Origin of the sequence: Campylobacter sp. RM16189 (assembly GCF_012978815.1) — a bacterium.
Lineage (GTDB): Bacteria > Campylobacterota > Campylobacteria > Campylobacterales > Campylobacteraceae > Campylobacter_A.
This window is the reverse complement of the sequence record NZ_LIWR01000010.1, coordinates 20987-28705: the sequence shown is the minus strand read 5'-3', so window position 1 is coordinate 28705 and position 7719 is coordinate 20987. Positions and strand designations below refer to the sequence as shown.

The window sequence follows — 7719 nt, the reverse complement described above, 5'->3', positions numbered from 1 at the left end:
AGTTGTTGATTTTATTGAGACAGTTTCAGCGGTTTGTATTAATGAATTCATTGAAAAAAGAAACGAGTTTTCATTTTTGTCGGCAGAGGAAATTATCAACAACATTATTTATTGTTGCGATAAAATGAAAATAGAATTAAACAACAACAATCGCGGAACTAGTATCTTGCTGGACTAATAAAAATAAAATAGTAATATTAAAAAATACATATGAAAAATTTTGAGCATTGTAATTAAATCTAAAAATATATAGCCAACTAATCTAAGATACTAAAAGATATTTTAGTTAAATTTATAAAATATAAAAGTGCCTAAAATACGGCATTTTATAAAACATAAAAAACCTATCATTTTTTTTCATATCATTTAAAACCCTAAACTTAGGGATTTAACCTATTTTTGTAATTTTATCTTTTGAAAACCGATTGAAAAATTTGTGAATTTTAACAAAAACTTTTCCTATTTTTTCCATTTTATTTCTAAAGATTTCAAATTTTATGTCATTTTATTCCGAAAAAAAGTGAGTCAAAAGTGAGTCACTAGCATTTTTTTAGTAAGCTTAAAGTGGCTAAAATACAGTGTTTAATGCAAGCCGGTTCTGATTCAGCATCCGGGGCCATTTCCTTATAAAAACCCTTTTAAAACCCCCTATTCTACCGATATTTCTTAAGCTTTAAGGTTTCTTGGTTTTTGTATTTTTCCCCTTTATTTCCCCTTTGTTTATTTTTATATTGCATATTATTCTGGACTATTTTAAACTATTTTGAGATGTATTATTTGGAATTCTAAATATTTAAACTAGTAAAATGGATTATATATTAATATGTAAACTATTAATATATACATATTGTCTCAACCAGTTTTTAAATATCGATAAGTTATAGCCTTGCTTTTATCTATAAAAATATTTTTTATTCTAAATTACCCTAATTTGCCTTAAACTACTACATTCTATTGTCTTTTTTATAAATTTTTATATTTTTTGTTGAAGAATTATACTAACGACTATAATTAATATTGAATAGATAAAAAATTAAAGGAATTTAAATGGAATCAATGGATTTTTTTGAAAAAACTCTTCAAAGTCTTGAACGTCAATTTCCAGGCAAGCAGTCTCTTAATAGACAAGAGACTGCTAAAGCTCTTGGTATAGGTGTTTCCACTCTTGATCTCAGGATAAAAGATGGCAGAAGTTTACCATCGTATGTAAAGATAGGAGACGCAAAGAACTCTCGTATAGTATTTACTCTTGTTGCAATCGCTCAGTTTTTAACTAATTCTAGACAAAAAGTAATATAATGAAAGCAAAACATAATCGAATTAATAGAATAACCATTAGGCTAAACGACTCGGAAATTAACAATCTAGAGTTCAAAGCAAGCATGTCAGGTGTAAGCAGATCTGTCTACATTAGACATATTATCCTTTATTCCAAACCCCCTATCCATAAATTCGATAAAGCTATGGTTAACCAACTTTCAAGGGTGGGTAGTAATCTCAACCAGATAACTAAACATGTTAACACAACTAAAAGCATAGACTCTATAGTCTTAAAGCGTATTATTGAAATTTCTAATTCTATAAATAGTTTGTTGGATAAGGATAAGAATTGTTAGTTAAATTCTTTTCTAACAAACAAGGCGGAAGTATATCCGGAATTAACTATCTTTTAAATCATAGAGTCAAAGATCAAACGGCTAGAGTTTTAAAAGGAAATGAGGCTATAACCAGAAATATAGTTTCAAACATAACTAAAAAACAAAAACTATGTATGGACTGTCTATCGTTTGAAGAAAAAGATATTGATCTATCTTTAAAACAAACAATAATAGATGAATTTGAAACTCTTTTATTTGGAAATGATAAAGATAGATACAATATCTTATGGGTAGAACATATAGACAAGGGGCGGCTTGAACTAAATTTCGCCATTCCAAAGATAGATCTAATAACAGGACTAGCTTTTAACCCATACTATGATAGGGTAGATAGACCTCTCGTAGACTCTTGGCAAAACTACATAAACTTTAAATTTGGTTTTACAGATCCAAAAGACCCTGTTAAAGCTCATATACTTCAAGGCTCAAGGAAAGAATTAAAATCTATAAAGGATTATATAGAACTTGAAAAGATACTAGTAGATAAATTAATCAATAATGAATTTAGCTGTAGAGATGACATCTTAAAAGCCCTTAAAAATAGCAATATAGAAGTAACCAGAATAGGAAAAGACTATATATCAGTCAAGCTACCAAATAGTAAAAAGGCTAAAAGATTTAAAGGAGATATGTTTCATGAAAGCTTTACAGACACTGCAAGCTTGGAGCAACTCAGAGAAAAGACACAAAGAAGAGCAAAAGAGTTTAAAGATACAAGGGATGGAAATAATGCTGGCGAACAAGAACCAAGAAGTTTCATCTTTGAAAACGAAATATGCAAACCTAGAGACATCTTTTCAGGAGTTGCAATTGAGAAATTTAGAATTATCAAATTCAAACAAAGCCTGTCAAAAAGAGATCAAGAGCTTAGCAGACTCAAAACAAAACTTAACAATGCAATACAAAAAAGAAACAACTGGCTTCAAGAGCAATCTTCAAGAGAGCCAAGAAGAAACTCAAATATATCAAATATTATCAGCGATAATATTTATAGTGATAGTTTTTATATCAATATGGAGTTACAGCCTCTATTCGGAAAACAAAAAACTCAAACAAACAAATCAAAATATGAAAACTTATATAAAACAAAATATAACTGGCAAACAACAATAAATGATAAAACTAAAATCTTTACTACAAGGATGTATCATGATACTACTAGAGCAAGAGTTATTAAAAGAATTAGAGATAAAAGAGAGGCAAGAGAAAGAGAGAATAGAATTATTAAACGAACTACTCAAAGAATTCAAGACTTTGGACAAGAGATTAACCGGCTTAGAAGCAGTATTCAAAGAACAAACTCTAATACAACAAGAATTTCAAAATTCATCAGTGGATTTAGAAGAAAGATTGATGTCCTTAGAGAGCTGTCATTTGACATTATCTCAAGAGTTGGTTGGGTTAAAAGGGAGGCTAGAAACTTATTCAAGCTAAAACTAAACAGATCTAAAGAGATATCCAAAAAAAGAGATATAAGTGATATGGGGTTTGGGTAAGATAAATATACTATAAAATAAATAGACACTCTCTTGTCCATCCAACCTGTTATAATTATAAAAAACAAAAAGGACTAAAATGCTATCTAAATCACAATACACAAGAGGTTTGCAGTGTCCAAAGTCTTTATGGCTTTATAAATTTAGACGTGACCTTGAAAATAAATGTATCAATAATACAAAATTTGAGATAGGTAATGAAGTAGGTAGGCTTGCACAAGAGTATTTTAAAGGCGGAGTCCTAATAGAGTTTAATCCGAGTAACTTTGAATGTATGGCAGAAAGGACAAAAGAGCTTATAGCTAATGGAGTAAAAATCATCTATGAAGCTACATTTATATCAAATGGTGTTTTTGCTATGGCTGATATATTGGTAAAAAACGGCAATGAGTATGAAATTTACGAAGTTAAATCAAGCACTAGTGTAAAAGATTATCATATAGACGACATCAGCGTGCAGTGGTATTGCATAAGCTCAGTTTTGCCTCTTAAGAAAGCCTATGTCATGCATATAGATAACTCTTATGAAAGAGTTGGAGAGATAAATTTAAACGAGCTATTTCATATAGAAGATATAACAAATATAGTTATCGCCAAACAAGATGAAGTTAGAGATAACCTAACAAATTTAAACAATATGCTAAGCCTAGATGAGCCTGATATAAAGATAGGAACACAATGCTATAATCCATTTGAGTGTAGCTTCTCACAGCACTGCTTTAAAGATGTACCTGAAATTTCCATATTAAATCTATACCGCATCAATCAAACCAAGGCATATGATATGTATCATAACGGTATTGTAAGCTATGAGGATATTTTAAAAAGTGATATAAGCTTAACAGAAACTCAAAGACTTCAAGTAAGCACAAATGATAATAGTCCATATATAGATAAAAGCATAATAGATGAGTTTATCTCTAATGTAAAATATCCTATAAATTTCTTAGACTTTGAAACCTTTCAAGATGCTATTCCAAGATTTGACCACCAAAGACCATACGCTCAGGTAACCTTTCAATACTCGCTTCATATCCTTCATGAAGATGGCAGATTAGAGCACTTTGAATTTTTAGGTGATGGGATAAATGATCCAAGGCAAAGTCTAGCCAAAGACATGCTTAAAAAAATAACCAAGCAAGGATCGATAATGGCTTATAATATGAGCTTTGAGAAAAGTAGAATAAAAGAGCTTGCAGAGCTTTTGCCCGATCTTAAAGATGAATTATTAGCCCTTAATGAAAGATTTATAGATCTACTGGTTCCGTTTCGTTCTATTGGATACTATGATAAAAACTTCCATGGTAGCTTTTCTATCAAGTCTGTTCTGCCTGCTTTATTTCCAAATAATAAAGAGCTTAGCTATAAAGAGCTTGATATACAAAATGGAGGAGATGCAAGTAGCGAGTATGCGAATCTAATTTATCAAACAGATACAAAAGAGATAGAGAGAGTAAGGCAAAATCTGCTTAAATACTGTCATCTTGATACACTTGCTATGGTTGAGATTTATAAGAAACTAAGAGATATAATTTTAACTAAAATTTTAAAAGGATAAAGTATGAGTGATCAACTTGATGTAGGCAGTTGTAATGTCGGTGATCTTTTTAAAAAAAAGTTAAAGATACCGCCTTATCAACGCCCCTATGTTTGGAGTGAGGATAATGTAAATGAGCTGATTGATGATATAAAACTGGCAATGGAGCTTGGCAAAGAAAATTATCTAATAGGCAATGTTATATTTCATAAAGAAAAAGAAAATTTAAATGATGAAATTTTAAACATCGTTGATGGACAGCAAAGATTAACAACAATATATTTGATTTTGGAGAATTCTATAAAAGAGAAGTTAGAATATGACAATATAAATTCAGGTGATGCATTAAAAAAGAACAAGCAACTTATAAATCGATACAAAGAAGATAAAAAAATTGACGAAAAATTTATAGACTATCTTAATAAAAATGTGCTTGTAACCTACATCTCCACGACTGATTTAGACGAAGCTTTTGTGCTTTTTAACTCTCAAAATACACGCGGTAAATCGCTTGATGATAAGGACTTACTAAAAGGACATCATATAAGATTTGTGCAAAGAAAAAACAGACAAAAAGAGTGTGCGATGGAGTTTGAAAATGCACTTAAGACAAAGATAAATGATAAAGATGTCTTTACCGAAGTTTTGGGGCTAATCGCCATCATAAAAGCAGCCGTAAGAGGCAAACTATGGGGCAATGAGCTTAGGCGGGCTGATATTTACACTAACTTTAAAAGCGAGTTTTTAAACAGCGAGATATTGTTTGACAAATACCATAGCGATTTTACGCTTACATCATCAGTCCAAGGCGGACTTGCCTTTTTTAAATACCTGCAAAAATACGCCGATTTTTATTTAGAGCTTTCCAAGGATGAGAGCTTTACATGCTACGATAGACTTTGGGGTGGCAATGCCTATTTAAATAAAATTTACAAAGCACTTTTGCTATTTTACCATGATAAATTTAGCGATGATAGCTATGAGGTGGAGAAATGTTTGCAGATTATACTTTTAAATTTGCGGCTAAAAGATGACAGGATAACAAAAGAAAATGTTGCAAGTGAGATGAAAGAGTGTTTTGTAGAAATAGCCTTTGCGTCTAATAAAATCGTCGTGTTAGATAAATTGAAAAGAAAAGTTAGTCAAATAGGTGGATTAGATTTAAAACAAGATAAAGATAATAAACTTTATTCCGGGCAAAAAAAGTATTTTATAGACGCTACATATTTTAAAGATGAGATAAAAAATAAATTTAAAAAGGGCAGACTAAATGTACGATAATAACAAATTCATTAAAGAATTTACAATAAAAGATTTGAGTGGAGAAAAATTTAAAATCCCGCTTTATCAAAGAGAATATGCTTGGCAAAGCGATGAAGTTTTGACACTGATTGCAGATTTGGAGCATGCTGAAAAAGCTAGATACTATATAGGCAATATTGTTGTTGATAAAGACGACAATGTCATCGACGGACAGCAAAGGCTAACTACGCTTTATCTTATACTGATGGTTTGTGATAAGAGCTTGCTTTTTGAGCTTGATTATGAGATAAGAGATGAGGACAGTGCATTTTTAAGGACTAAGGACTGCTCAAATTTGGATCTTTGTAAAAATGAAAATATGAGAGAAAATTTAAGGGTTATTTTGCAAAATAAAGATAGGCTGACAAAAGAGCTTTTAGATAAAATTTCATTTACTATCACGACTTTGCCTGCTGATACGGACATCACAAGGTATTTTGAGCTTATAAATTCGCGTAGCGTTCAGCTTGAAAAACATCAAATTTTAAAGGCTAAATTTTTAAGTTGCCTTGAAGATGAAGAAGAAAAATTTGGCACAATTTGGGAATTCTGTGCAAATATGGATTATTATTTAGAAGATATGATTTATTACAAAAACAATGATAAAGAAAAAACGATAGAAAAGATAAGAAATAGCTTTTTAAAATTTGTAAAAGACCCAACACTAAACAACATGCCAAGTTTATTTAATTTAATCAAATACGACAATATGCCGGATTCAGTCAATGAATATAAAAGTATTATCAGCTTTGACTATCTTTTGATAAATGCCCTTAAGTGCTTTCGCGGAGTTATTGATAAAAAGTTTGCAATGTCAAATTTAAATTTACTAGATGCCTTTGGAAAAAATTTTAAATATGAAAAAGCAGAAGCCGAAAAAGTAAAAAATTTCATCCTTCACTTGCTTAAATTTAAAATTATTTTTGATTACTTTGTCTTTAAAAGAGATGAGCAAGATAAGCCATACTTTAGGGATATACAAGATGCAGATTCCTTTTTTAAGATAGATAAGCCAAAAGAGCTACAAATGATAGAGCTTTTGTTTAATTTTACGGCTGAAAATCATAAGGCTCAAGAGTGGATTAGATGTGTTTTTAGTGTTATTGATAGAAAAAGAGATATATCATATTTGATTGAAATTTTAGAAAAGATAGATAATTATAAGACTAAGAAAAAAATTAAAAAAGGGCTAAATTTAGACCAAGGTACCAACACTCCACACTACTGGTTTTATAGGCTTGAGTATTTGCTTTGGAAAAAAATGTATCACAAAGAAGATAAAAAACCATGGAAAGACTTATATGCCGACGAGCAAATAAAAAAAATTGAAGCAAAATACTATCTAACTCGTTTAAATTCAGTAGAGCATATTCAGCCACAAATTAAAAAAGATGATTGGGATAAAGGATATTCGGAAAATAATAACAATATCGGTCAAAAAAAATCAAATCAAGACAAAGTGGATGAATTTGGAAATTTAGCACTTTTAACACAATCAAGGAATTCTAGTCTTAACGCTTCTGATCCTATTGTGAAAAAAGCAATGGTTAAGGATTGGATTAACAAAAATAAAAATATTCAAAGTTTAAAAATGCTTTTAGCTTTAGAGGGCTTGAAAGAAAACGAGCAATGGACTTATAAAAAATGTAAAAAACACGGCGAAGAGATGAAAAGGTTGCTAGAGTTGGAATAAAAAATGTCCTAAAATTTTGATTACAATTTCTAA

Annotated in this window: 6 protein-coding genes; all 6 read left to right on the top strand. The window is 30.2% G+C overall.

The window, feature by feature from the left end:
- Positions 1-1047: 1047 nt before the first annotated feature.
- The 6 genes from CDOM16189_RS07515 to CDOM16189_RS07490 all read left to right on the top strand — a co-directional run bounded on the left by CDOM16189_RS07515 (position 1048) and on the right by CDOM16189_RS07490 (position 7686).
- Positions 1048-1299 carry a helix-turn-helix transcriptional regulator gene (locus tag CDOM16189_RS07515; protein WP_169975921.1) on the top strand — a complete coding sequence of 84 codons (252 nt, stop codon included), beginning with the start codon at positions 1048-1050 and terminating at the stop codon, positions 1297-1299.
- Positions 1299-1616, top strand: a complete 318-nt coding sequence (locus tag CDOM16189_RS10085) for a plasmid mobilization protein (RefSeq protein ID WP_169975923.1) — start codon at positions 1299-1301, stop codon at positions 1614-1616. The genes CDOM16189_RS07515 and CDOM16189_RS10085 overlap by 1 nt, the downstream gene beginning before the upstream one ends.
- Entirely contained in the window at positions 1610-3154 is a 1545-nt protein-coding gene (locus CDOM16189_RS07505; RefSeq protein WP_169975925.1) for a relaxase family protein, read from the top strand. The genes CDOM16189_RS10085 and CDOM16189_RS07505 overlap by 7 nt, the downstream gene beginning before the upstream one ends.
- Positions 3155-3233: 79 nt before the next feature.
- Positions 3234-4712, top strand: a complete 1479-nt coding sequence (locus CDOM16189_RS07500) for a DUF2779 domain-containing protein (RefSeq protein WP_169975927.1) — start codon at positions 3234-3236, stop codon at positions 4710-4712.
- A 3-nt stretch (positions 4713-4715) separates the two neighbouring features.
- Positions 4716-5972 (top strand): DUF262 domain-containing protein, encoded by a 1257-nt coding sequence (locus CDOM16189_RS07495; protein WP_169975929.1) that lies wholly within the window; start codon positions 4716-4718, stop codon positions 5970-5972.
- On the top strand, positions 5962-7686 hold the full coding sequence (locus CDOM16189_RS07490) for a DUF262 domain-containing protein (RefSeq protein WP_169975931.1): 1725 nt from the start codon (positions 5962-5964) through the stop codon (positions 7684-7686). Before CDOM16189_RS07495 ends, CDOM16189_RS07490 begins: the two co-directional genes overlap by 11 nt.
- Positions 7687-7719: the final 33 nt, after the last annotated feature.